Origin of the sequence: Anaerotignum sp., from assembly GCF_051877975.1 — a bacterium.
Classification (GTDB): domain Bacteria; phylum Bacillota; class Clostridia; order Lachnospirales; family Anaerotignaceae; genus Anaerotignum_A.
Window position 1 is genome coordinate 1 of the sequence record NZ_JBJEJK010000016.1, and the last position, 22,328, is coordinate 22,328.

The following is a 22,328-nucleotide window of genomic DNA, read 5'->3' on the forward strand; positions in this document are numbered from 1 at the left end:
GCTGCTTTGAGACCGTATTTCTTTCTTTCTTTCATACGAGGGTCTCTTGTCAGGAAGCCTGCTTTTTTCAGGGAAGGTCTGTAATCACCATCTGCCTGAAGCAGTGCTCTGGAGATACCATGTCTGATTGCGCCAGCCTGGCCTGTGAAGCCACCGCCGTGTACGTTAACCAGAACGTCGAATTTCGCTGCTGTTTCTGTCAGTTCCAGAGGCTGACGAACGATTACTTTCAGTGTTTCCAAACCGAAGTATTCGTCGATATCTCTTTTGTTAATTGTGATTTTACCGTTGCCGGGTACCAGGTATACTCTAGCTACGGAAGATTTTCTTCTGCCTGTGCCGTAATATCTAGCTGCTGCCATTATGCTTTCCTCCTCCGATTAAAATTTGAATTCCAGTGTTTCGGGTTTCTGTGCTGCATGAGGGTGTTCTGCGCCAGCATATACATGCAGTTTGCCGAACATCTTTCTGCCCAGAGCATTTTTAGGAAGCATACCTTTTACAGCATGTTCGATTACTCTTTCGGGATGTGTTTCCAGCATTTTGTCCAGTCTTGTTTCTTTCAGACCGCCTGTCCAGCCACTGTGGTGACGATACATTTTCTGTTCCAGTTTTTTGCCTGTAACAGCAACTTTTTCCGCATTTACAATGATTACATAGTCGCCCATGTCAGCATTGGGTGCGTACTGAGGTTTATTTTTGCCTCTCAGAATGTTTGCAACTTCAGAAGCCAGACGGCCCAGTGTTACGCCTTCAGCATCGATCACGTACCACTTTTTCACGATGTCCGCTTCTTTAGCGATGTAAGTAGTTCTCATGGTTTTTACCTCCTGTCATATTATTTTGTTTGACCCGTTGACTTCGCCATACCGCAGGAAGGATATGGTCGATCTCCATTATGCCTGCCTTCGCCTGCATAACTTATTGGGTCCCACCTTGAGAAACATATATTTAAAGCTGATTTCAGCCTTAAAATCATATCAACAGCCCTTATATTATAATCTTGCAAGCCTTCTCTGTCAATAGATTTTTAATTGAAATCGTAATAAATTTCAACCAGAGTCAGCCCTTGGGGCTCCGCCGTCTGCCCTGCTTTGGCACGGTCTTTGCTTGCAATGATGCCCCCTATATTTTCGGGAGGGATTTTCCCCATGCCTACTGCCATCAGCGTTCCTGCAATGATGCGTACCATATTATAAAGGAAACCATCCCCTGTCACCAGCAGCCGCACGCACTCTCCCTGCCGCTCCACATGGCAGTCGAAAATGGTTCTGACTGTGGTGGAAACCTGGGCTCCGGCGGCGCAGAATGCGGCAAAATCATGGGTACCAAGAAAAGCCCTTGCCCCTTCGTTCATTCGCTCAATATCCAAAGGCTTCTGCACATAAGCAGAGTACAGCCGTTCTTTCGGATTCTTCACAGGTGCATTCCAGAAACGGTATTCGTAAGTTTTTTTCACACAGTCATAACGGGGATGAAATTCTGCGGAAACCTCCTCCGCCTTTGTCACAACGATATCCGCCGGCAAAAAGGAACGGATGGCCAAGGGAATCTTTTCTACAGGAATGGTCGTTTCCACATCAACGACCGCCCGCTGCCCCAAGGCATGAACCCCCGCATCCGTACGGCTGGCGCCAATGCATTCCAGCTCAGGATTTTTGAAAAGCTGCCGCAGGGCTTTTGTCAGCTCCCCCTCTACCGTAATGACTTCCGGGTTTTTCTGCTTCTGCCAGCCGGAATACTTCGTCCCATCGTATGCGATTGTCAATAATATCCGCTTCAAATCCATCCATCCTCCTTATGCCCATGGCGCAAATGCCCATGCCACCGCAAATACAATAGCTGGCAGGAAATTCGCCACTTTTACCTTTTTCCCGAAAACCAGATTCAGCCCCACGCAGAAAATCATGATCGACCCTACCAAAGACAAATTGGATAGGGCCGCTTCTGTCATCAAAGGCTCAATGAGCCGTGCCAGCAGGGTTACAACTCCTTGAAATATCCCCACAGGAATAGCAGAAAATACGCAGCCCTTTCCCATAGAAACGGTCATCACAAACACGATAATCAGGTCCAGGATGGCTTTGGCGGCTAAAATGCTGTAATCTCCATAAATACCGTCCTTGATGGAACCAACCACGGCCATGGCCCCAATGCAGACCGTCAGGGATGTTGTTACAAAGGCATCCACAAAGCTGTTATCGCCGCTGCTGCCGGTTTTCTTTTTCAGCCATATCCCGAATTTCTCCATTTTGCCTTCGATATCCACCCATTCGCCAACCAAAGCCCCCAAGGCCATGGTAATGATCATCATCATGGCGCCGCCGCTGACGATCTCTCCATCCTGAATAGAGAGCATTTCCTCCATCGTGCCGCCGATACCCAGCATCATCACGCAGATCCCCACAGAAATCATCAGGATATCCTGATATCGCACCTTCACACTGCGCCCCAAAAATAACCCGCACAATCCGCCAATGATAATCGCTCCAACATTGATTATCGTTCCCAAACCTATCATATCTTCACCTTTTTCTTTCGTTTTCTGAAAAAACACTCTCCTTGCAGGAGAGTGTTTCATTTCTTTTAAATACTTTTAAATAATAAAAGGCACTGCCTTTGCCGCAAAACGCAGCCCAATGATCACAACGGCATAAACCGCCGCAAAGCCTGCCGCACGGTAATCGCTGCTCTTCATCTGCATCATATTCATTCTTGTGCGGTGTTCATCTCCATGGTAGCATCTTGCTTCCATGGCCATGGCCAATTCTTCCGCCCTACGGAAAGCAGAGATAAACAAAGGCACCAGAATGGGGATAAGGGATTTCGCTTTCTGAATCAGATTCCCTGTATCGAAATCGGCCCCTCTGGCCTGCTGTGCTTTCATGATCTTATCTGTTTCATCCAACAGTGTTGGGATAAACCGCAGCGCAATGGTCATCATCATGGCAATTTCATGGGCTGGCACACCAATTCTTTTGAATGGCTTCAGAATATATTCGATGGCATCGGTCAGTTGAATGGGTGTTGTTGTCAATGTCAGAATCGAAGAACCAACAATCAGCAATACCAGACGCACGCACATCTTGATGGCCAAAAGCACACCTTCCATAGTAATGCTGAAAATGCCCACTTTCACCAGCACATTTTCGCCCCGTGTCATGAACAGGTTGATAAATGCCGTGAACAAAATGATAATCATGATGCTTTTCAGCCCCTTGAGCATAAATTTCAAAGGCACTTTGGATGCTTTCATGACCAGCCCCATAGTGGCAATGACAAATACATAACCAATGAATGTATTCACCAAAAACAATGTAACAATAAAAATAAATGTGATAATCAGTTTCAGCCTAGCGTCCATTTTGTGAATGGAGGATTCCGCAGGGTAATACTGACCGATGGTAATGTCTCTAATCATGCTTTCACCTGCTTTACCAATTTCAACAGGGCTTCTTTTGCTTCTTCCACAGTATAAACATCTGTAGGCACATCATAGCCCTTTTCCTTCAGCTGTGCAAAAACATAGCTCACCTGCGGTGCCGCCAGTCCCATTTTTTCCAGCTCCAGAGGATGAGAGAAAATTTCTCTGGGTGTACCTGTCATGGCAACCTGTCCTCTGTGCATCACAATGATACGGTCAACCAATTTTGCCACATCTTCCATACTGTGGCTTACCAGGATGACGGTAATCCCTCTTTCTTCGTGCAATTTTTGAATCGCCGCCAGGATCTCATCCCGGCCCCTGGGGTCCAGCCCGGCCGTAGGCTCATCCAAAATGAGCACTTCCGGGTTCATCGCCAAAACCCCTGCAATGGCTACCCGTCGCTTTTGCCCGCCAGAAAGTTCAAAGGGGGATTTTTCATAAAGATCAGGGGAAATCCCTACAATATCCAGTGCCGCAACAACGCTTTCATGAATCTGTTCTTTTGTCCAGCCCAAATTCGTAGGCCCAAAAGCCACATCCTTATACACTGTCATTTCAAAAAGCTGATATTCCGGATACTGGAAGGCCAGACCAATGCGTCTGCGTACTTCCTTCAGCTTTGCTTTATCTTTATGGATATTTTCATTATCCAGCAAAATTTCGCCCTGTGTAGGGGAAATGATGCCGTTCAGGTGCTGGATCAATGTAGACTTACCTGAGCCGGTGTGCCCGATCAGACCAATGAATTCCCCGGTCTGGATTTCAATATTCACATCGTTCAGTGCCACTTTTTCGAAAGTAGTCCCTTCGTTATAAACGTGGGTCAGATGGTTGATTTTAATTGACATATCGCACCTACCATTTCTTCGATCGTTAAAATATCCGCGGGCAGATCGATCCCCTCTTTCCGCAGCAGATCGGCAACTTCTGTCACCTGGGGTACATCCAGCCCGTACCCCTTCAATTTATCCACCTGCACAAAAATTTCTCTGGGCGTTCCCTGCATCACCAGATCGCCGTCATCAATCACATATACTCTGTCCCCACGCACCGCTTCGTCCATGTAATGGGTGATTAAAATAATTGTGATTCCTTCTTCTTTATTCAAACGCTCAATGGTCTCCATAACATCTCTGCGGCCTACAGGGTCCAGCATAGCTGTAGGCTCGTCCAAAACAATACAGTCAGGCTTCATGGCCAGCACACCGGCAATGGCAATCCTCTGCTTCTGGCCGCCGGAGAGCTTAGAGGGCGTATACGAAGCAAATTCGCTCATGCGTACCGTTTCCAGGGCTTCATCCACACGTTTTCTAATTTCTTTAGAAGGAACCCCCATATTTTCGGGGCCAAAAGCAATATCCTCCTCTACCACTGTGGCAACCAGCTGGTTATCTGGGTTCTGGAATACCATTCCCGCGCTCTGGCGGATATCCCAAATATGTCCTTCCTCCTGGGTATTCATCCCCTTTACCCACAGCGTACCGCCTGTGGGCTGCAACAGCGCATTGATATGCTTTGCAAATGTAGATTTCCCGGAGCCGTTGTGCCCCAAAACTACAACAAACTCTCCTTTTTCAATTTCGATGTTCACCTGCTTCAGCGCGGCCACCCTATGTTCTTCGGTGCCGTGGTCGGTTTCCATCACCTTGGTATATTCATAAGTCAGGCCTTCCGCCTTCACCATTTTCATAGCTTCACCTATTTCTACAGCAGTTTTCCTGCCTTCCGTAGTCCATGGCAGTAAATGCTCACAGCTATCGATATGATACGGTTTTTTCACTAAAAAGTCAATAGAAACGGCAGAATTGCCGCCTTTTCTCCCATATTGTACCGAAACATTTCTTTCCAGCATCTTCCAAATCCATATCTTAAGAAAATTGTTCGTTTTTTGACACATTCCCGTAATCTGACTGCAATTTATCTGTAACCAACCTGTTAGGCCGCTGTAACCTGTAAAAGAAATTTTTGTGTTATGATAGAAACATAAAAGAACCTGATTAAAACACTATCTCATGTAAAGGAGGAGACACCTATGAAACAATTCGTATCTAACTTAGCTGCCATTGCAACAGTGGCTTTCGCCCTTTCCTTTTTCACTGGGATGTCTGTCTCCCTTATGTATCAGGAACACCAGGCATTAAAGCCCTTTATCGCTGCACAGACCCTTGTGCAGGGGGATGCGGCGGTGCTTTCTGCCGCTGATTTTGACACGGCAACTCCCGATTTTTCGTAAAAATAAATTCTAATCTCTCCCTTTTAAGACCTCGCCGATTGTGGGGTCTTTTTCCTTTCTTTTTTTCTTGCAAAATTTCTACATCTCAAAAGCCATTTCACACAAAAAAGAGACTTGCATTTGCAAGTCTCTCATTTTTTATGGAATAGATTAAATTAAACCAGTTCCAGGATAACTTCCATTGCGCCGTCGCCTTTTCTTGCGCCCAGCTTCACGATTCTTGTGTAACCACCGTTTCTGCCAGCGTATTTAGGTGCGATTTCATCGAACATTTTTGCTGCCATGTCAACTTTTTTGCTGTTCTTTCTGATTTTTTTGCCATCAGCAGGAACTTCTGTTACGGGGTACAGGTAAGACAGGATCTGTCTTCTAGCTGCCAGTCTGGAAGCTTTATCTTTTTTGATTGTTTTCTGAACTTCGTCGTAAACTGTTACTTTTTTGCCGTTTACAACTTCTTTCACACGTTTGCCGTTCGCGTCTTTTTTCGCTACTTTAGCTGTTACTGTAACTTCTTCGAAGTTGTCTTTTTCTTTCACAGCCAGTGTGATCAGTTTTTCAGCGATTCTCTTAACTTCTTTCGCTCTTGTTTCTGTTGTTTTGATTTTGCCGTGGTACAGCAGATTTGTTACCTGGTTTCTCAGCAGAGCTTTTCTCTGAGGTGTTGTTTTGCCAAGTTTTCTATAACCGGATGCGTGCATGGTTGAATCCTCCTTGTAAGAACCCGTATGACTGAGCCCGTCCCCACTGCTTCTTCGGTCTTATGTGGAGCCGTAATCACACGGTAAATAATAGTAACTTTCTGTGACGATTATTCATCACTAGGCTTCAGGGAAAGACCCAGTTCCGCCATTTTGTTCAATACTTCTTCCAGGGACTTGCGTCCAAGGTTTCTAACCTTCATCATTTCTTCTTCTGTCTTATTTGCCAAATCTTCTACTGTGTTGATACCAGCACGTTTCAGGCAGTTATAAGAACGTACAGAAAGATCCAGTTCTTCAATGCTCATTTCCAGAACTTTTTCCTTCTTGCCTTCTTCTTTTTCTACCATGATAGAAGTATCTTTTGCATTATCAGACAGGTCAATGAACAGGTTCAGGTGTTCATTCAGAATCTTCGCGCCGAAGCTTACAGCGTCATCGGGTGCGATTGTTCCGTTTGTCCAGACTTCCAAAGACAGTTTGTCATAGTCAGTGATCTGACCGACACGTGTATTTTCTACCAGGAAATTTACTCTTGTAACAGGTGTGAAAATACTGTCTACCGGAAGCATACCGATTGGCTGATCGTCTTTTTTGTTTTTGTCTGCACCAACATAGCCGCGGCCTTTGTTGATTGTGATCTCCATATACAGCTTGCTGCCTGCACCGCCGGAAAGTGTTGCAATATGGTGGTCAGGGTTCAAAATTTCAATATCGCTGTCGCATTTGATATCGGAACCTTTGACTTCGCCTTCTCCTTCCACATCGATGTACGCAATTTTAGGCTCATTGCCTTCGCTTGTATTTTTGATCGCAAGACCTTTCAAATTCAGGATGATTTCAGTCACGTCTTCTTTTACGCCAGGAATCACACTAAATTCATGAAGCACACCATCAATTTTCACATTGCTTACCGCTGCGCCGGGCAGAGAGGACAGCAGAATTCTTCTCAGGGAGTTACCCAAAGTTGTACCATATCCTCTTTCCAGAGGTTCTACAACAAACTTACCGTATGTTCCGTCCGGTGCCATTTCAGCAATCTCAATGCGAGGTTTTTCAAATTCAAACACTCGTTCAAACCTCCCTTTTTTATGATAGAGTGCCGCAGGGCGAAAAGCCCTACGGCGATTATTTTGACTTCACTGCACAATCGATGATTATTTGGAGTACAGTTCGACGATCAGTGTTTCTTCAACGGGAACATCAATCTGTGCTCTTGTGGGTTTTGCCAGAACTGTGCCGCTCAGTGCATCATGGTTAGCGGACAGCCATTCGGGAACGATTCTGCCGTCTGTTACAGCCAGAACGTCTTTGTATCTCTGGATTGTTTTGTATTTTTCTTTTACTTCGATCACGTCGCCAACTTTAACCTGGTAGGAAGGAATATCTACTGCCTTGCCATTTACTGTTACATGTTTGTGACGAACGATCTGTCTAGCTTCTTTTCTTGTTCTGCCGTAGCCCAGACGGAACATTACGTTGTCCAGTCTCATTTCCAGCAGCATAAGCAGGTTTTCGCCGGGGATACCTTCTTTTTTCGCGATCTTTTCAGCCTGTGCATAGTAGCCTCTGAACTGTTTTTCCAGAACGCCATAGATGAATTTTGCTTTCTGTTTTTCTCTCATCTGAAGGCCGTATTCGGACATTTTCTTGTTTGCTCTCAGATTCTGTTTTTTAGATTTTTTATCAATACCCAGATAGATGGGATCCAGATTCAGGGATCTGCATCTTTTCAGTACGGGAACTCTATCTCTTGCCATTGTTCTACACCTCCTGATTCGTTATACTCTTCTGCGTTTGGGTGGTCTGCAACCGTTGTGAGGAACGGGTGTAACGTCTCTGATAAGTGTTACATCCAAGCCTGCTGCCTGCAGTGCACGGATTGCAGCTTCACGACCGCTGCCGGGACCTTTAACGAATACTTCGATTGTCTTCAGACCGTAGTCAGAAGCAGCTTTTGCAGCTGTATCTGCAGCCATCTGTGCTGCATAAGGTGTGGATTTTCTGGAACCTCTAAAGCCCAGCTGACCAGCACTTGCCCAGGAAAGAGCATTGCCTGCTGCATCAGTAATTGTAACGATTGTATTATTGAAAGTGGACTGGATATGAGCCTGGCCACGTTCTACTTTTCTTTTATCACGGCGTCTGCGAGTCGTTGCCTTTTTCACAGTTTTCTTTGCCATTTGCCTCAAACCTCCTTACGAAATATCAATTATTTCTTCTTGTTCGCAACAGTCTTTCTAGGACCTTTTCTTGTTCTTGCGTTTGTTTTTGTTTTCTGACCTCTAACGGGCAGACCTTTTCTGTGACGGATGCCTCTGTAGCAGCCGATTTCGATCAGGCGTTTGATGTTCAGAGCAACTTCTCTTCTCAGGTCACCTTCTACTGTCTGAGTTCTGTCGATGACTTCACGGATTCTAGATACTTCATCATCTGTCAGATCTCTTACTCTTGTATCCAGGTTTACACCTGCTTCATTCAGAATACGAACAGCACTGGAGTGGCCAATGCCGTAAACATATGTCAGGCCGATTTCTACGCGTTTTTCTCTAGGTAAGTCTACACCAGCAATACGTGCCATATATTCTTGCACCTCCTGTAATATTTCACAATACGATTCAAATAAAAATGTTTTTCACATAAACACAGTGCGATACTCGTTGGGCATTACGAACAAAGGAGATAGACCGTCAGTCATGTACCTTACGCGCTCATCTGTCTGCGCCGCCTTTGCCATTAACTGTATGCTCCTCCCAGTATAGTTGACGGATTTATCAATTCCGGCTCTTTGGGGGATCACCCCTCAAGCCCATAATAAATGATCAGCCCTGTTTCTGTTTATGTTTGGGATTTTCACAAATAACCATTACACGACCTTTTCTTTTGATGATTCTGCATTTTTCACACATAGGTTTTACAGATGGTCTGACTTTCATTGTGATCGCTCCTTCCTTATTTCGCTCTCCAAATAATGCGACCTTTTGTCAGGTCATAAGGAGACATTTCAATTAATACTTTGTCACCGGGCAGGATGCGGATGAAGTTCATACGCAGTTTGCCGGAAATGTGCGCCAGAATCTGGTGGCCGTTTTCCAGTTCCACCTGAAACATAGCGTTGGGTAATTTTTCCAGTACGGTTCCTTCTACTTCGATTACGTCATCTTTAGACAAGACCGTAAACCTCCTTAAACATTAAACGTCTCGCATCATTTACTGATACTTCTTCAATGCCTTCTTGATCTCCGCATCAAGGACATAGCCTCCCTGCTGCAGCTTTTCTGCCACGTTTTCTACAATATAAGTAGTAGGCTGTACATGCATTTTCTTTTTCCGTTTCGGTTTTTCCAGCTTCCGGCGTTTGCCATCCACCAGAAAGAGGTACTCTCCCTCCACGGCCGCAACCATCTGCACATCGCCTTTATCGTGACCACTTTTGGAATAAACCACTTGGCCGATCTGATATTCCAACGATATCACCTCATTTTCCTTCGTTAAACGCAAGAATTTCCGGCTCTCCGTCCGTGATCAGAACGGTATTTTGCTTTAAAAATATCGCAGTCCCCAAGGCAGTTTTCATCCGCCTTACCGCATAGGTACACACTTTATTTTCATAAGCCTAACAAGTATACAACATTTATTTCTCTCACGATACCCCATTTTAATGGTTACTATATATATAGTAATTAAAAATTGTGGAATAAATATAATTGGCAGAGACGATGCCGCCTCTGCCGATTACCTCCCCAAACAAACGATTTTATCGTTTGTCATTTTTCATTTCTTATTTATCCAGACCTGCAATGATCGCTTTTGTAATTTCATCAATTGCCTGTGTACCATCTACTTCAAACAGAATGCCCTTCTTTGTATAGAAATCTACCAGGGGTTCACTCTGTTCATGGAACGTCTGGATTCTGGCCTTACCAGCTTCCACTGTATCATCTTTACGCTGTGTCAGCTTCTCACCGCATTTATCGCAGATGCCGGCAACCTTTGCGGGCAGGAACAGTTTGTTATATGTAGCGCCGCATTTGGGACAGCTTTCTCTTGCTGTCAGTCTTTCCAGCATCACTTCATCGGGAGCACTGATGTATACAACATGATCCAGTTTTACCATTTCTTCCAGCTTTTCAGCCTGAACAACTGTGCGGGGGAAACCATCCAAGATGAAACCTTTCGCGCAATCGTCTTTTTTGATTCTTTCCTGTACGATGGCAATGATCAGTTCATCAGAAACCAGACCACCTGCTGCCATGATGCTTTTTGCCTGATTGCCCAGTTCTGTGCCTTTTGCAACTTCTTCTCTCAGCATATCGCCTGTGGAAATGTGAGCAATCCCGTAATGTTCTACCAGTCTTGCAGCCTGTGTACCTTTGCCGGCTGCGGGAGCACCAATCAGTACTAATTTCATGCGATTACCTCTTTTCTTATAGATGGCCTTCTCTTTTTTATAAATCTCCCCATATACAACTAAAACAACCCCTCGGGAAATGCCGAAAAGCATTTCCCAAGCGATTGTTATCAGTCATTTAAAAAACCTTTGTAGTGGCGCATCAGCAGCTGGCTTTCCAGTGCTTTTACGATATCCAAGCAAACACCAACTACGATGATCAATGTTGTACCACCAAAGCCAACGTTTACCTTAAAGATCCACTGCAGAACTACAGGCACCATAGCCAAGATCGCATAACAAATCGCACCAACCAGTGTGATTCTGTTTACGATTCTTGTGATGTAAGCACTTGTAGGCTGACCGGGTCTGATACCGGGGATGAAACCACCATTCTTCTTCATATTCATCGCAATTTCGTTTGGATTGATTACGATGGATGTATAGAAATATGTGAAGAAGAAAATCAATACTACATAAATAATCGCACCAACAGGGTGTGTCATATTCAAAACTTCTGTCACCTTTGTAAATGTTGCGCCCTTGTTGGGAATGAACATACCAATCTGCTGAGGGAACTGCAGCAGAGAGATTGCAAAGATGATAGAGATAACGCCAGAAGTATTTACCTTGATAGGCATAGTTGTATTTCTGCCGCTTGCCTGTTTTCTGCCCACCATTTTGGAGGAATACTGTACAGGCAGTCTTCTTTCACCGCTGTTTACACAAACGATGAATGCCAGAACGATAATCAGGATGATCAGGATTGCTGCTACTTTTGCTGCACCAATCGCACCGCTGCCTACAACCATATAGTACAGGCTTGCTGCACCCATGGGCAGGTTGGATACGATATTGATAAAGATAATCATGGAAGAGCCATTCCCAATCCCTTTTGCAGTAATTTGTTCTGCCAGCCACATAACAAATGTGGACCCGCATACCAGACAAAATACAGATGCAATGTAAACCAAGGGGCTATGCACCAGATACATGTTCTGATATGTGTAAGTCAGACCGATACCCTGAATCAACGCCAAGATTACTGTCAGATATCTGCTGTAAGACTGCAACTGTTTGCGACCATCGGGGCCTTCCTTGGAGAGCTGCTCAAATTTAGGGATCGCAATTGTCAAAAGCTGCATGATGATGGATGCGTTGATATAGGGACCGATACCCATTGCAAAGATAGACCAGCTGGAGTTGGCACCGCCGGCGATTACACTATACAGTGTACCCGCCACGGATGCATTCTCTCTTGCTGCTACTACGCCTGCAGTATCAATACCGGGCAGAGCGATCTGTGTACCCAGTCTGACAATCGCAAAGATCATCAGTGTGTACAGAATCTTGTTTCTAATTTCTTTCGTTTTCCAAGAGTTAACGAAAATCTTAAACAATTAAATCACCTCTGCTTTGCCGCCGGCAGCTTCAATTTTTTCCTGAGCTGTTTTGCTGAAGTAGTTAACCTTAACTGTCAGTTTTCTTTCCAGATCGCCTTCGCCAAGGATCTTCACGCCATCTCTAGGATTGCTAATCAGGCCAACGTTTTTCAAAGCATCGATATCTACTACTGCGTCATTTTCAAATACATTCAGCATAGAAACGTTGATTGCAACGATTTCTTTGCTGTTTCTGCATGTGAAACCTCTCTTAGGAAGTCTTCTATACAGAGGCATCTGGCCACCTTCGAAACCGCATTTGCCGCTTGTCCCGGAACGCTGACCTGCACCTTTGTGACCTCTGCCAGCTGTTTTGCCATTGCCTGTTGCATGACCTCTGCCGCGTCTCCAGTTCTTTTCTCTGGAGCCTTCAGCGGGTCTCAGTTCGCATAAGTTCATTTGGACACCTCCTAAATCAAACTTCTTCAACTTTAACAAGGTGGCTTACCTGATGGATCATACCTCTGATAGCCGCATTGTCCTGCTGAATTACACTGCTGTTTGTTTTATTCAGGCCCAGTGCCTGAACTGTTTTTTTGTGTTTGGGAATTGCACCGATTGTGGATTTCACCAATGTGATTTTAATTTCAGCCATCTGTCTGTTCCTCCTTAACCTAAGAGTTCTTCAACAGAAATGCCACGCAGTTTTGCAACAGCTTCGGGTGTTGTCGCTCTGGACAGGCCTTCGATTGTTGCGCTTACAACGTTACGTTTGTTGTTGGAGCCCAGGGATTTTGTTCTGATGTTACGGATACCAGCCAGTTCCAGAACCGCACGAGCGGGGCCACCAGCGATGATACCAGTACCTTCGGGAGCGGGCATCAGCAGTACGCTTGCACTGCCGTATTCACCTGTAACGCCGTGGTAGATGCTGTCTACATCGTTCATTTCTACTTTGATGATATTTTTCATCGCTGCTTCTTTCCCTTTGCGGATTGCATCGGGAATTTCAGCTGCTTTACCCATGCCGCAGCCTACATGGCCATTGCCGTCGCCAACAACAACCAGAGCAGAGAATCTCATTGTACGACCACCTTTAACCGTTTTGGATACACGGTTGATGGTTACTACTTTATCTTTCAAATCTAAAGTGCTTGGATCGATTCTTTTCAACTTACTTTCCTCCTTGCCTTAGAATTTCAGGCCAGCTTCTCTAGCTGCTTCTGCCAGTGCCTGAATTTTACCCTGGTATACAAAACCGCCTCTGTCGAATACAACTTCTGTGATGCCTTTTTCGATTGCTTTTTTCGCAACAGCTTCACCTACTGCAGCTGCAGCTGCAACTGTGTTTGTGTATTCTACTTTGCTTGCGATTTCAGCTTCCATTGTGGATGCTGCAACCAGTGTATGCTGCGCAACATCATCGATGATCTGTGCATACATATGTTTATTGGATCTGAACACTGCCAGTCTAGGTCTAGCAGCTGTGCCTTTTACATGGTTGCGGATTCTGTAGTGTCTTTTCACACGAGCCGCTGCACGAGAGGGCTTATTGATCATAGTATTTTCACTCCGTTTCTTCAAAAATTAGTCACTTTCCGATATAAATAGATCATGCTGCCGTTCGCAGATTATTTCTTACCGGTCTTACCAACTTTACGTCTGATATGTTCGTCAGAGTATTTAATACCTTTGCCTTTGTAGGGTTCGGGAGGTCTTTTTGTTCTGATTTCGGCTGCGAACTGACCTACTTTTTCTTTATCAATACCCTTAACTGTGATTTTGTTTGTACCTTCAACTACAGTTTCGATACCTTCGGGATCTTCCATTTCTACAGGGTGGGAATAACCCAGTGTCAATGTCAGCTTTTTGCCGGATTTTGCAGCTCTGTAACCAACACCGTTGATTTCCAGTACTTTTTCATAGCCCTGTGTAACACCTACGATCATGTTGTAGATCAGTGTTCTTGTCAGGCCGTGTAATGCTCTATGTTTTTTCAGATCGCTGGGTCTTGTAACTACGATCTGGCCATCTTCCATTGCGATGTTCATGTCTGCGGATAATTTTCTTTCCAGTGTACCTTTGGGGCCTTTTACTGTCAGCAGATTGCCTTCGCCAATCTTCACTTCAACGCCAGCGGGTACCACTACGGGCAATTTACCGATTCTGGACATGGTCTGCACCTCCTAATATTCTATCTATTTCTTACCAGATGAAAGCGATTACTTCGCCGCCCAGACCAGCTTTTCTTGCAGCTTTGTCTGTCATCAAGCCTTTGTCTGTGGAAATGATTGCTGTGCCCAGACCGCCCAGAACCTTAGGCAGTTCGTCTTTGCCAGCGAATACTCTCAGGCCGGGTTTGGAAATTCTCTTCAGACCTGTGATTACTTTTACATTTTTATCTTCACCATATTTCAGGCTGATACGCAGTGTGGATTTGATACCGTCTTCGATTACTTCGTAACCTTTTACGTAACCTTCTGCTACCAGGATGTCAGCGATTGCTTTCTTCATTTTGGAAGAAGGAACATCTACTGTATCATGTTTTGCAGTATTAGCGTTTCTGATTCTTGTCAGCATATCTGCGATAGGGTCGCTCATAGACATTGTGAATTCCTCCTTTCAATTACCAGCTTGCTTTCTTTACGCCGGGAATCTGACCTTTGTATGCCAGTTCACGGAAGCAAATACGGCAAATTCCATATTTTCTCAGTACAGAGTGGGGTCTGCCGCAAACTCTGCAGCGTGTATAAGCTCTTGTAGAGAACTTAGGTGCTCTCTGCTGCTTTACTTTCATAGATTTTTTAGCCATTTTTGTCCCTCCCTTATTTTGCGAATGGCATACCGAACAGTCTCAGCAGTTCTCTTGCTTCTTCATCTGTTTTTGCTGTTGTAACAAAAACGATGTCCATGCCTCTGATTTTGTCTACTTTATCATATTCGATTTCGGGGAAGATCAGCTGTTCTTTGATACCCATTGTGTAGTTGCCTCTGCCGTCAAAGCTGTTTGCTTTTACACCACGGAAGTCACGTACACGAGGCAGTGCGATGTTGATCAGTCTGTCTGTGAATTCATACATTCTGTCGCCTCTCAGTGTAACTTTGCAGCCAATGTTCATGCCTTCACGCAGTTTGAAGTTTGCGATGGATTTTTTAGCTTTTGTTACAACGGGTTTCTGACCAGAGATGATGCTCATATCTCTTACAGCGCCATCCAGGACTTTTGCGTTTTCTCTTGCTTCGCCAACGCCCATGTTGATGATGATCTTTTCCAGTTTAGGAACAGCCAGTTTATTTTTATAAGAAAATTTCTTAGTCATTTCAGGAACGATCTGTGCTTCATAGAAGTCTTTTAATCTGCTCATTGTTTACCTCCTTTCACAGGTATTTATTAATCGATAACTTCGCCTGTTTTCTTAGCTACTCTTACTTTTTTGCCATCTTTGATCATAGCACCCAGACGTGTTGCTTTGCCGTTGTGCAGATACATTACGTTGGAAGCATGAATGAAGTTTTCTTTCTTGATGATGCCACCCTGCTGGTTCTGTGCGTTGGGTTTTGTGTGTTTGGAAACCATGTTTACGCCTTCAACCAGTACACGGTTGTTCTTTTTATCTACAGCAACGATCTTGCCTTCTTTGCCTTTATCTTTCCCAGCGATCACTACTACTTTGTCGCCAGTTTTCAGTTTCATATTAGCCACCTAGCACACCTCCTATTACAGTACTTCGGGAGCCAGAGAAAGGATCTTCATGAACTGTTTTTCTCTCAGCTCTCTTGCAACGGGTCCAAAGATACGTGTACCTCTGGGGTTTTTGTCATCTTTGATGATAACTGCTGCATTTTCGTCGAATTTGATATAGCTGCCGTCAGCTCTGCCAATGGGGTGAACTGTTCTTACAACTACTGCTTTCACAACGTCGCCTTTTTTTACAACGCCGCCGGGTGTTGCGTCTTTAACCGCAGCAACGATAATGTCGCCTACGCCTGCATATCTTCTTGTGGAGCCGCCCAGTACTCTGATGCACAGAAGTTCCTTAGCCCCGGAGTTATCTGCTACTTTTAATCTGGTTTCCTGCTGAACCATATATTGTCCTCCTCTCCAAAAAGGATTATTTTGCTTTTTCGATGATGCTTACAAGTCTCCATCTCTTATCCTTGGACAGAGGTCTTGTTTCCATAACTTTAACACGATCGCCGATACCGCATTCGTTGTTTTCGTCATGAGCTTTCAGTTTGTATGTTCTGTTAACGATTTTGCCATACAGAGGGTGTTTTACTTTATCTTCAACAGCAACAACGATTGTTTTGTCCATCTTGTCGCTAACTACTCTACCAATTCTGGTTTTACGAAGATTTCTTTCCACGATGATTTCCTCCTTTCAACGAACGGAATATCTATTATTTTGCTTCTCTTGCTTTCTTTGTGATGATTGTCTGGATTCTTGCGATGTTCTTACGAACTTCCTTGATTCTTGCTGTGTTGTCCAGCTGGTTTGTAGCGTTCTGGAATCTCAGGTTGAACAGCTCTTTCTTAGCGGAAACAAGGTCCTTCTGTAATTCATCTGCAGTTTTGCCCATCAATTCATTTACATAACCTTTTGTTTTCACTGATGTTCACCTGCCATTTCTTCTGCTTCAGCTTTGGATACGATTTTGCACTTGATAGGCAGTTTGTGGATTGCCAGTCTCAGTGCTTCTCTTGCTTTTTCTTCATCTACGCCACCGATTTCAAACATAACTCTGCCGGGTTTTACAACTGCAACCCAGTATTCAGGTGCGCCTTTACCGGAACCCATACGAGTACCGATGGGTTTTGCGGATACGGGTTTATCGGGGAATACTTTGATCCAAACGTCACCGCCACGTTTGATATATCTTGTCATAGCAACACGAGCTGCTTCGATCTGGTTAGATGTGATCCATGTGGGTTCCATCGCCATGATACCGAAATCGCCGTATGTTACTTTATTGCCTCTATATGCACGGCCTCTCATTTTGCCTCTCTGCTGTTTACGATGTTTTACTCTTTTAGGCATTAACATGATTCTTCAGCGCCTCCTTACTTTTTGTTATTCTTTACAGGAAGTACTTCGCCTTTGTAGATCCAAACTTTTACGCCCAGTTTGCCGTATGTTGTATCTGCTTCAGCAAAGCCATAGTCGATGTCTGCACGCAGTGTCTGAAGGGGGATTGTACCTTCATGATAGGATTCGCTACGAGCGATATCAGCACCGCCCAGACGACCGCTTACCATTGTTTTGATACCCTTTGCACCGAACTTCATTGTTCTGCCCATAGCCTGTTTCATCGCACGACGGAATGTCACACGGTTTTCCAGCTGCAGAGCGATGTTTTCAGCAACCAGCTGTGCATCCAGTTCAGGTCTCTTGATTTCTTCGATGTTTACAGCAACTTTGTGTGCTGTCATTTTCTGCAGTTCAGCTTTCAGTGCTTCGATGGATGCACCGTTTTTACCGATAACGATACCGGGTTTTGCTGTATATACGCTGATCTTTACTCTGCCGGCTGTTCTTTCGATTGCAATCTTGGAAACGCCTGCATCGTACAGTCTCTTTTTGATGAATTCTCTGATTTTAACATCTTCTACCAGGTTATCAGCAAAGTCTTTGTCTGCATACCATTTTGCATCCCAATCTTTGATGATACCAACTCTTAAACCATGAGGGTTAACTTTCTGTCCCATTTCGTACCTCCTTATCTCTCATTGAGAATGATGGAAATATGGCAGGATCTCTTCAGAATGCGATATGCTCTGCCCTGTGCTCTGGGGCGAATTCTCTTCATTGTAGGGCCCTGATCTGCACTTACTTCTTCCACATACAGTTTGCTTACGTCCATACCCAGGTTGTTTTCTGCGTTAGCTACAGCGGATTTCAGTACTTTACCGATGATTTCTGCTGCCAGTCTGGGGCTATAGTTCAACATTGCTGCTGCTGTAGCAACATCCTTGCCTTTGATCTGATCCAGAACGATTTTCGCCTTGGGAGCAGGAATGCCTACATATTTAGCAGTAGCATGAGGTCTTTTTTCCTGTGTTGCAATGTTTCTTTCTTTTTTGATTTGGCTTCTATGACCTTTTGCCATGAACGAAACCTCCTTTCGTTATCGGATAATTAGCGAACTTTAGATTTCTTTTCTGCGTCTTTGCCGTGACCTCTGTAAGTTCTTGTCAGTGCAAATTCGCCCAGTTTGTGGCCTACCATGTCTTCTGTGATATATACAGGCACGTGTTTTCTGCCGTCATAAACTGCGATTGTGTGACCGATCATGTCGGGGTAGATTGTAGAACGACGAGACCATGTTTTGATTACGTTCTTTTCGCCTGCTGCGTTCATCGCATCAATCTTCTTCAGCAGATGATCGTCAGCGAAAGGTCCTTTTTTCAAAGATCTGCTCATTGATTAAATCCTCCTTGTTCTTTTTCTTTGTGCCTAAACCGCCTCAGGCACATTCGGATCTATTAGCCGTTTCTGCGGCGAACGATATATTTGTTGGAAGCTTTGTGTTTGTTTCTTGTCTTGTAGCCCATTGCAGGTTTGCCCCAAGGTGTCATAGGTGCGGGACGACCGATGGGTGCTCTGCCTTCACCACCGCCGTGAGGGTGATCGTTAGGGTTCATTACGGAACCTCTTACTGTAGGTCTTACGCCCATGTGACGTTTTCTACCAGCTTTACCAATGTGAACCAGTTCGTGGTCTGTGTTGCCGATCTGGCCAATTGTTGCTCTGCATTCGATAGGCAGCAGTCTCATTTCACCGGAAGGCAGTTTTACTGTAGCATATTTGCCTTCTTTTGCCATCAGCTGACCTACGTTACCAGCGGAACGAACCAGCTGACCGCCTTTGCCGGGCTTCATTTCGATGTTGTGGATGGAAGCACCAACGGGGATCTTGCTCATAGGCAGTGTGTTGCCCAGTTTCACTTCGGCTTCGGGGCCGTTCATCAGCTGATCGCCAACCTGCAGGCCTGCGGGTGCCAGAATATAGGATTTTACACCGTCTGCATATACGATCAGAGCGATGTTTGCTGTTCTGTTGGGATCGTATTCGATTGCTTTTACTGTTGCGGGAATACCATCTTTATTACGTTTGAAGTCAACCAGTCTGTATTTGATCTTTGCGCCGCCGCCATGGTGACGTACTGTCAGTTTGCCCTGGTTATTTCTGCCGGAAGTTTTTCTCAGGTGTACTACCAGAGATTTTTCGGGCGTGGATTTTGTGATTTCATCGAATGCGGACACTGTCATGTGTCTTCTGGATGGTGTATAGGGTTTGTATCTCTTAATTGCCATCTCTTTTTTCCACTCCTTTCGGATTTCTATCGTCTACACGTTTCCGTGTGTTTTGCAAGTTTCTGCTTCGAGCTTCTGCTCGAAAGTTCGTTATTCGCAAACCGCTTTGCGCTTTGCTCATACCGTTTGCCTGTCAAATGTCTGCCCGCACCTACAAGCCAGCTTGCAGTACGTGCAGCCCCTTTTCAGGACTTTCATCGCTTACATGCCCAAGAAGATTTCAATGTCTTTGCTGTCAGCTGTCAGTTTCACAACTGCTTTTTTGTATTTCTTTGTTTTACCAAAGAACATACCTCTTCTCTTGGGCTTGCCATCATAGTTCATTGTGTTTACGGAAGCTACTTTAGCGCCTTCGAACATTTTTTCAACAGCATCTTTGATCTGAGCTTTTGTTGCTTCAGGGTGTACGATGAAAGTATATTTCTTTTCATCCAGTACAGACATACTGTTTTCTGTGATTACGGGTCTTTCGATTACGTCGTAAAATTTCAGATCAGCCATTATGCGTACACCTCCTGGATTTTTTCTACTGCTTCTTTTGTTACAACCAGTGTGTTGTATTTCAGCAGATCGTAAACATTGATTGTGCTTACGGAAGCTGTCTTCACTTCGGGAATATTTCTAGCGGACAGCATTACGTTTGTGTTTGTACCGTCCATAACGATCAGTGCGTTGCCGCATTTGATGTTTTCCAGAACTTTTGCCATTTCTTTTGTCTTAACTTCAGACAGTGTCAGTTCATCCAGAACGATGATTTTGCCTTCAGCAACCTTTGTGGAAAGTGCGGACTGCAGTGCCAGTCTTTTTACTTTCTTGTTCAGTTTGAAGGAATAATCTCTGGGCTTGGGAGCGAATACTACGCCACCGCCAACCCACTGAGGAGAACGGATGGAGCCCTGTCTTGCTCTGCCTGTGCCTTTCTGTCTGTAAGGTTTTCTACCACCGCCACGAACTTCAGCGCGTGTTTTTGTGCTCTGTGTGCCCTGTCTCTGGTTTGCCAGATACTGTACTACAGCCAGGTGCATCACATGTTCATTTGCTTCAATACCGAAAATAGCGTCATTCAGCTCGATTGTGCCTACCTGAGCGCCTGCCATATTTAATACTGCAACATTTGCCATGTTAGTTTCCTCCTTTCGTAAAGTTTATCAAGCCTTTACGCTGTCTTTGATTACCAGAATGGAACCTTTAGGACCGGGAACTGCACCCTTAATCAGCAGCAGGTTCTTTTCTGCATCTGCACGTACGATTTCAAGATTCTGGATTGTTACATTCACTGCGCCCATGTGACCAGGCATTCTTTTGCCTTTCTTAACACGGCTGGGTGTAGCGGAAGAACCCATGGAACCTACAACTCTGTGAGATTTGGAACCATGACCCATGGGACCTCTCTGTGCGTTGTATCTCTTGATTGTACTCTGGAAACCTTTACCTTTGGAAACGCCGCTTGCGTCTACTTTGTCGCCTGCTGCGAATACATCAGCTTTGATTTCAGCACCAACTTCATAGTTTGCTGCATCTTCCAGTCTGAATTCTTTCACAAATTTCTTAGCAGCTACGCCTGCTTTTGTGAAATGACCCTTCATGGGTTTGTTTACTTTTCTTTCTTTTGCATCAGCAAAGCCAACCTGGATTGCTTCATAGCCGTCGTTTTCCATTGTTTTCTTCTGGATAACAACGCAGGGGCCTGCTTCAAGAACTGTAACTGGTACCAGCGCACCGTTTTCTGTGAAAACCTGTGTCATACCAATTTTCTTAGCGATGATCGCCTTTTTCATTTCGTTGCACCTCCTAAATTTTCTACAGCGGATTGCCCTTTCCACCGTCGTGGTCGGGGAAATCATTCTAGTCATATAAGAGTTGTAACTCTATCTGTTACTTTTTTATCTTATATAAACCAGCTTTTTGGATGTTTTCCTTTTTTATAAAGTTGAAAAATAATCTTTTGGTTCGTTGCTGAGTGGGTAACCTTTGATTATTTCATCACTTTCAGTGTAATATCTACACCTGCAGGCAGATCCAGACGGCTCAGTGCATCTGCTGTCTTGGGTGTAGGGCTCAGAATGTCGATCAGTCTCTTGTGTGTTCTCATTTCGAACTGTTCACGAGAGTCTTTGTATTTATGCACCGCTCTGATGATTGTTACAACTTCCTTCTTTGTGGGAAGAGGGATAGGGCCACTGATCTGTGCACCTGTTTTCTTTGCTGTTTCAATGATCTGCGCTGCAGACTGGTCGATCAATTTGTGATCGTAAGCTTTGAGACTGATTCTGATTTTGGGATTAGCCATAAAAAAAGTCCCCTCCTTTTCGTACTATTTGACTTCAGCACGACAAGTGGTGACTGCACACTCATCCGGGTGTATCCAGCAACGTCAGATACGCAAACTTACCCTGTCGGTAAGTCAGACCCAAAATATTCAGTACAGTGACCTTGTCGCCCGGTTTCTTTGAACTGGACATCGCTCCTCGGAAAAACCCGCAAGCCCTTGATTCATCGGCTTTCGGCAACCTTCCGTATCAACACTCTATGTCACAACAATGAGTATTATAAAGCAAAAACACAGAGAATGCAAGTGTTTTTTCGCATTTTCTTTGATTTTTTCTTTGATTTCTGATAAAAATTCAAGTCCACTTTTCACCTAATCTTAAACAAATTGCACAATATTTTTCAAAACAAAATTTATTTCCAACAATGAGTCAAGACAAATCGTTTTCTTTTTCTCCATTTGTTCGCAACAGAAAGACAAAATTCTTTCTTTTTTCGATTGCACTCGTTTATCGGAAGTATTTCTTCCTATATAATACTGTATCATAATTTTCAGCAAGAATAAATATCCACCGGCCTAGCCGGTGGTTTTTCATTTGCGGGCATAGCCCTGCT

At 44.5% G+C, this 22,328-nt stretch carries 39 protein-coding genes; 1 reads left to right on the forward strand and 38 read right to left on the reverse strand.

Going from position 1 to position 22,328, the window contains the following annotated elements; all coding sequences use genetic code 11:
- From rpsI to ACI39P_RS02715, 7 genes are all read right to left on the reverse strand, one after another.
- A partial coding sequence (gene rpsI, locus ACI39P_RS02685) for a 30S ribosomal protein S9 (RefSeq protein ID WP_439719170.1) occupies window positions 1-362 on the reverse strand: 362 nt, incomplete at its 3' end.
- 18 nt (window positions 363-380) lie between these two features.
- On the reverse strand, window positions 381-818 hold the full coding sequence (rplM, locus tag ACI39P_RS02690) for a 50S ribosomal protein L13 (RefSeq protein ID WP_439716634.1): 438 nt from the start codon (window positions 816-818) through the stop codon (window positions 381-383).
- A 212-nt stretch (window positions 819-1,030) separates the two neighbouring features.
- Window positions 1,031-1,789, reverse strand: coding sequence for a tRNA pseudouridine(38-40) synthase TruA (gene truA, locus ACI39P_RS02695; protein ID WP_439719171.1), 759 nt, complete (start codon window positions 1,787-1,789; stop codon window positions 1,031-1,033).
- A 9-nt stretch (window positions 1,790-1,798) separates the two neighbouring features.
- The gene (locus tag ACI39P_RS02700; protein ID WP_439719172.1) at window positions 1,799-2,521 is read right to left on the reverse strand and encodes a DUF554 domain-containing protein; all 723 of its coding nucleotides are present in this window, start codon (window positions 2,519-2,521) and stop codon (window positions 1,799-1,801) included.
- A gap of 75 nt (window positions 2,522-2,596) precedes the next feature.
- A complete protein-coding gene (locus ACI39P_RS02705; RefSeq protein WP_439719173.1) occupies window positions 2,597-3,421 on the reverse strand; it encodes a CbiQ family ECF transporter T component in 825 nt (274 codons plus the stop codon).
- Window positions 3,418-4,275 (reverse strand): energy-coupling factor transporter ATPase, encoded by an 858-nt coding sequence (locus ACI39P_RS02710; RefSeq protein ID WP_439719174.1) that lies wholly within the window; start codon window positions 4,273-4,275, stop codon window positions 3,418-3,420. Before ACI39P_RS02710 ends, ACI39P_RS02705 begins: the two co-directional genes overlap by 4 nt.
- Entirely contained in the window at window positions 4,251-5,117 is an 867-nt protein-coding gene (locus tag ACI39P_RS02715; RefSeq protein ID WP_439719191.1) for an energy-coupling factor transporter ATPase, read from the reverse strand. Before ACI39P_RS02715 ends, ACI39P_RS02710 begins: the two co-directional genes overlap by 25 nt.
- A 342-nt stretch (window positions 5,118-5,459) precedes the next feature.
- Here ACI39P_RS02715 and ACI39P_RS02720 point away from each other — a divergent pair, with 342 nt between their 5' ends.
- Window positions 5,460-5,660 carry a hypothetical protein gene (locus tag ACI39P_RS02720; RefSeq protein ID WP_439719175.1) on the forward strand — a complete coding sequence of 67 codons (201 nt, stop codon included), beginning with the start codon at window positions 5,460-5,462 and terminating at the stop codon, window positions 5,658-5,660.
- Window positions 5,661-5,815: 155 nt separating this feature from the next.
- Here the strand turns inward: ACI39P_RS02720 and ACI39P_RS02725 are convergent, their stop codons facing one another.
- From ACI39P_RS02725 to rpsJ, 31 genes are all read right to left on the reverse strand, one after another.
- A complete protein-coding gene (locus ACI39P_RS02725) occupies window positions 5,816-6,358 on the reverse strand; it encodes a L17 family ribosomal protein (protein WP_321688775.1) in 543 nt (180 codons plus the stop codon).
- A gap of 110 nt (window positions 6,359-6,468) precedes the next feature.
- Entirely contained in the window at window positions 6,469-7,428 is a 960-nt protein-coding gene (locus ACI39P_RS02730; RefSeq protein WP_290717417.1) for a DNA-directed RNA polymerase subunit alpha, read from the reverse strand.
- A gap of 87 nt (window positions 7,429-7,515) precedes the next feature.
- Window positions 7,516-8,118 (reverse strand): 30S ribosomal protein S4, encoded by a 603-nt coding sequence (gene rpsD, locus ACI39P_RS02735; protein WP_439719176.1) that lies wholly within the window; start codon window positions 8,116-8,118, stop codon window positions 7,516-7,518.
- A 21-nt stretch (window positions 8,119-8,139) separates the two neighbouring features.
- On the reverse strand, window positions 8,140-8,541 hold the full coding sequence (gene rpsK / locus ACI39P_RS02740) for a 30S ribosomal protein S11 (protein ID WP_439719177.1): 402 nt from the start codon (window positions 8,539-8,541) through the stop codon (window positions 8,140-8,142).
- A gap of 29 nt (window positions 8,542-8,570) precedes the next feature.
- Complete coding sequence (gene rpsM / locus ACI39P_RS02745) at window positions 8,571-8,939, reverse strand: 30S ribosomal protein S13 (protein WP_439719178.1); 369 nt, start codon at window positions 8,937-8,939, stop codon at window positions 8,571-8,573.
- A gap of 241 nt (window positions 8,940-9,180) precedes the next feature.
- Window positions 9,181-9,294 (reverse strand): 50S ribosomal protein L36, encoded by a 114-nt coding sequence (gene rpmJ / locus ACI39P_RS02750; RefSeq protein ID WP_004034721.1) that lies wholly within the window; start codon window positions 9,292-9,294, stop codon window positions 9,181-9,183.
- Between the two features lie 16 nt (window positions 9,295-9,310).
- Window positions 9,311-9,529: a translation initiation factor IF-1 gene (infA, locus tag ACI39P_RS02755; protein ID WP_290717428.1), complete on the reverse strand. Its 219-nt coding sequence runs from the start codon at window positions 9,527-9,529 to the stop codon at window positions 9,311-9,313.
- Between the two features lie 39 nt (window positions 9,530-9,568).
- Complete coding sequence (locus tag ACI39P_RS02760) at window positions 9,569-9,826, reverse strand: hypothetical protein (protein WP_439719179.1); 258 nt, start codon at window positions 9,824-9,826, stop codon at window positions 9,569-9,571.
- 313 nt (window positions 9,827-10,139) lie between these two features.
- Window positions 10,140-10,769 (reverse strand): adenylate kinase, encoded by a 630-nt coding sequence (locus ACI39P_RS02765; RefSeq protein WP_439716644.1) that lies wholly within the window; start codon window positions 10,767-10,769, stop codon window positions 10,140-10,142.
- 110 nt (window positions 10,770-10,879) lie between these two features.
- Window positions 10,880-12,148, reverse strand: coding sequence for a preprotein translocase subunit SecY (secY, locus tag ACI39P_RS02770; protein WP_439719180.1), 1,269 nt, complete (start codon window positions 12,146-12,148; stop codon window positions 10,880-10,882).
- Complete coding sequence (gene rplO, locus ACI39P_RS02775; protein ID WP_439719181.1) at window positions 12,149-12,589, reverse strand: 50S ribosomal protein L15; 441 nt, start codon at window positions 12,587-12,589, stop codon at window positions 12,149-12,151.
- 16 nt (window positions 12,590-12,605) lie between these two features.
- Window positions 12,606-12,785: a 50S ribosomal protein L30 gene (gene rpmD, locus ACI39P_RS02780; protein ID WP_290717438.1), complete on the reverse strand. Its 180-nt coding sequence runs from the start codon at window positions 12,783-12,785 to the stop codon at window positions 12,606-12,608.
- A gap of 14 nt (window positions 12,786-12,799) precedes the next feature.
- Window positions 12,800-13,303 (reverse strand): 30S ribosomal protein S5, encoded by a 504-nt coding sequence (rpsE, locus tag ACI39P_RS02785; RefSeq protein ID WP_016407813.1) that lies wholly within the window; start codon window positions 13,301-13,303, stop codon window positions 12,800-12,802.
- Between the two features lie 18 nt (window positions 13,304-13,321).
- Window positions 13,322-13,690, reverse strand: coding sequence for a 50S ribosomal protein L18 (gene rplR, locus ACI39P_RS02790; protein ID WP_439716653.1), 369 nt, complete (start codon window positions 13,688-13,690; stop codon window positions 13,322-13,324).
- Window positions 13,691-13,761: 71 nt separating this feature from the next.
- Window positions 13,762-14,304 carry a 50S ribosomal protein L6 gene (gene rplF, locus ACI39P_RS02795; protein WP_439719182.1) on the reverse strand — a complete coding sequence of 181 codons (543 nt, stop codon included), beginning with the start codon at window positions 14,302-14,304 and terminating at the stop codon, window positions 13,762-13,764.
- 31 nt (window positions 14,305-14,335) lie between these two features.
- Window positions 14,336-14,737, reverse strand: coding sequence for a 30S ribosomal protein S8 (gene rpsH / locus ACI39P_RS02800; protein WP_016407816.1), 402 nt, complete (start codon window positions 14,735-14,737; stop codon window positions 14,336-14,338).
- A gap of 19 nt (window positions 14,738-14,756) precedes the next feature.
- Window positions 14,757-14,942 (reverse strand): type Z 30S ribosomal protein S14, encoded by a 186-nt coding sequence (locus tag ACI39P_RS02805; RefSeq protein WP_439716648.1) that lies wholly within the window; start codon window positions 14,940-14,942, stop codon window positions 14,757-14,759.
- 13 nt (window positions 14,943-14,955) lie between these two features.
- Complete coding sequence (gene rplE / locus ACI39P_RS02810) at window positions 14,956-15,495, reverse strand: 50S ribosomal protein L5 (protein WP_439719183.1); 540 nt, start codon at window positions 15,493-15,495, stop codon at window positions 14,956-14,958.
- Window positions 15,496-15,521: 26 nt separating this feature from the next.
- The gene (gene rplX / locus ACI39P_RS02815) at window positions 15,522-15,824 is read right to left on the reverse strand and encodes a 50S ribosomal protein L24 (RefSeq protein ID WP_439719192.1); all 303 of its coding nucleotides are present in this window, start codon (window positions 15,822-15,824) and stop codon (window positions 15,522-15,524) included.
- 24 nt (window positions 15,825-15,848) lie between these two features.
- The gene (rplN, locus tag ACI39P_RS02820) at window positions 15,849-16,217 is read right to left on the reverse strand and encodes a 50S ribosomal protein L14 (protein ID WP_439719184.1); all 369 of its coding nucleotides are present in this window, start codon (window positions 16,215-16,217) and stop codon (window positions 15,849-15,851) included.
- A 25-nt stretch (window positions 16,218-16,242) separates the two neighbouring features.
- Entirely contained in the window at window positions 16,243-16,497 is a 255-nt protein-coding gene (gene rpsQ / locus ACI39P_RS02825; RefSeq protein WP_016407821.1) for a 30S ribosomal protein S17, read from the reverse strand.
- 34 nt (window positions 16,498-16,531) lie between these two features.
- Window positions 16,532-16,741 (reverse strand): 50S ribosomal protein L29, encoded by a 210-nt coding sequence (rpmC, locus tag ACI39P_RS02830; protein ID WP_290717451.1) that lies wholly within the window; start codon window positions 16,739-16,741, stop codon window positions 16,532-16,534.
- On the reverse strand, window positions 16,738-17,175 hold the full coding sequence (gene rplP / locus ACI39P_RS02835; protein ID WP_439719185.1) for a 50S ribosomal protein L16: 438 nt from the start codon (window positions 17,173-17,175) through the stop codon (window positions 16,738-16,740). The genes rpmC and rplP overlap by 4 nt, the downstream gene beginning before the upstream one ends.
- Before the next feature lie 17 nt (window positions 17,176-17,192).
- Complete coding sequence (gene rpsC, locus ACI39P_RS02840) at window positions 17,193-17,837, reverse strand: 30S ribosomal protein S3 (protein ID WP_439719186.1); 645 nt, start codon at window positions 17,835-17,837, stop codon at window positions 17,193-17,195.
- Window positions 17,838-17,848: 11 nt separating this feature from the next.
- On the reverse strand, window positions 17,849-18,238 hold the full coding sequence (gene rplV / locus ACI39P_RS02845; protein WP_016407825.1) for a 50S ribosomal protein L22: 390 nt from the start codon (window positions 18,236-18,238) through the stop codon (window positions 17,849-17,851).
- Between the two features lie 29 nt (window positions 18,239-18,267).
- Window positions 18,268-18,552: a 30S ribosomal protein S19 gene (rpsS, locus tag ACI39P_RS02850; RefSeq protein WP_439719187.1), complete on the reverse strand. Its 285-nt coding sequence runs from the start codon at window positions 18,550-18,552 to the stop codon at window positions 18,268-18,270.
- A 62-nt stretch (window positions 18,553-18,614) separates the two neighbouring features.
- Window positions 18,615-19,445 (reverse strand): 50S ribosomal protein L2, encoded by an 831-nt coding sequence (gene rplB, locus ACI39P_RS02855; RefSeq protein ID WP_320791524.1) that lies wholly within the window; start codon window positions 19,443-19,445, stop codon window positions 18,615-18,617.
- Window positions 19,446-19,646: 201 nt separating this feature from the next.
- Window positions 19,647-19,946, reverse strand: a complete 300-nt coding sequence (gene rplW, locus ACI39P_RS02860) for a 50S ribosomal protein L23 (RefSeq protein ID WP_439719188.1) — start codon at window positions 19,944-19,946, stop codon at window positions 19,647-19,649.
- Window positions 19,946-20,566, reverse strand: coding sequence for a 50S ribosomal protein L4 (rplD, locus tag ACI39P_RS02865; RefSeq protein WP_439719189.1), 621 nt, complete (start codon window positions 20,564-20,566; stop codon window positions 19,946-19,948). Before rplD ends, rplW begins: the two co-directional genes overlap by 1 nt.
- 27 nt (window positions 20,567-20,593) lie before the next feature.
- On the reverse strand, window positions 20,594-21,223 hold the full coding sequence (gene rplC / locus ACI39P_RS02870) for a 50S ribosomal protein L3 (protein WP_439719190.1): 630 nt from the start codon (window positions 21,221-21,223) through the stop codon (window positions 20,594-20,596).
- 197 nt (window positions 21,224-21,420) lie between these two features.
- Window positions 21,421-21,735 carry a 30S ribosomal protein S10 gene (rpsJ, locus tag ACI39P_RS02875; protein ID WP_016407831.1) on the reverse strand — a complete coding sequence of 105 codons (315 nt, stop codon included), beginning with the start codon at window positions 21,733-21,735 and terminating at the stop codon, window positions 21,421-21,423.
- Between the last annotated feature and the right edge of the window lie 593 nt (window positions 21,736-22,328).